General features: G+C 23.6%; 2 protein-coding genes. Both read left to right on the plus strand.

The annotated features are described in order from the left end of the window. On the plus strand, positions 1 to 361 hold a 361-nt coding region (locus tag HNR35_RS05735; RefSeq protein ID WP_183224558.1), incomplete at its 5' end, for a DUF226 domain-containing protein. Further along, positions 337 to 1,083: a ParA family protein gene (locus HNR35_RS05740; protein WP_183224560.1), complete on the plus strand. Its 747-nt coding sequence runs from the start codon at positions 337 to 339 to the stop codon at positions 1,081 to 1,083. The genes HNR35_RS05735 and HNR35_RS05740, both read left to right, overlap by 25 nt. Positions 1,084 to 1,089 lie beyond the last annotated feature (6 nt).

Here is a 1,089-nt window from a genome sequence, read left to right on the forward strand (position 1 = left end):
AAAAGAATTTAATGAGTTTAGTTTATTTCCTATAAAAAATGGAGATAAATTTTTAGGGATTTTTTATGGTTATAGAAAACCAATAAGAAATATTCTTGTACATTATGAATTAGCCGGAGTTAAAAAAGCATATACATTTTCAAAAACATATTACATAGAATTTAGATTTAAAACCGGCAGTGTTTTTTGCTATATAAAGGATATAAGGCGTCTATTAAAAAAAGAAAAGATGGATACACCTTATAATAAAGCACTTGTTGAAAGATTTTTAAATTTAGAAAAACATGTATATGAATTTTACAATAAAAAATATTCTGATGAAGGGCTAATTATAAAATGGATTTTAAAAAATCTAAAATAATAACAATAGCCAATATCAAGGGCGGTGTTGGCAAAAGTACAAGTTCAATAATATTTTCAACCTTGCTAGCCCAAAAATATAAGGTACTTTTAATAGATATGGATACCCAAGCATCTACTACTAGTTATTTTAATAAAAAAATAATAGAGAATAAATTTGATTTACTTAAGAAGAATATATATGGAGTTTTAAAATCAAATTATTTAATAAATGATTCAATCATCAACGTAAATAATAGGCTTGATTTATTGCCAAGCTATTTAAGTTTACACGAGTTTAGTGAAGAGATTTTACCTTATAAAACACATAGATTAAAAAATAGCCTCAAATATTTAAAATTTAATTATGATTATATAATAATTGATACCAATCCCCATTTAGATTCTACATTATCCAATGCTTTAGTTATTAGTGAACATATTATGGTGCCAATGGCTGCAGAAAAGTGGGCTATTGAAAGTTTGCAACTACTAGAATTTTTTATAAATAAATTAAAGTTAAATTTGAAAATATTTTTATTTGCAACAAAATTTAAAAAAAATAAAACCCATAAAGATTTATTGGCAATATTACAAAAAAAATCAAGGTTTTTAGGCATTATATCAGAACGAGAAGATTTAAATAGAAGAATTGCTAAAAATGATGATTTTGATTTAGATAGAGATTATATAAAGGAGTATGTTAATATTTTAAATAATTTTAATGCAAAAACAAGAAATTAGTGCGCC

The sequence above is a fragment of the Borreliella spielmanii genome (genome assembly GCF_014201705.1).
Taxonomy (GTDB): domain Bacteria; phylum Spirochaetota; class Spirochaetia; order Borreliales; family Borreliaceae; genus Borreliella; species Borreliella spielmanii.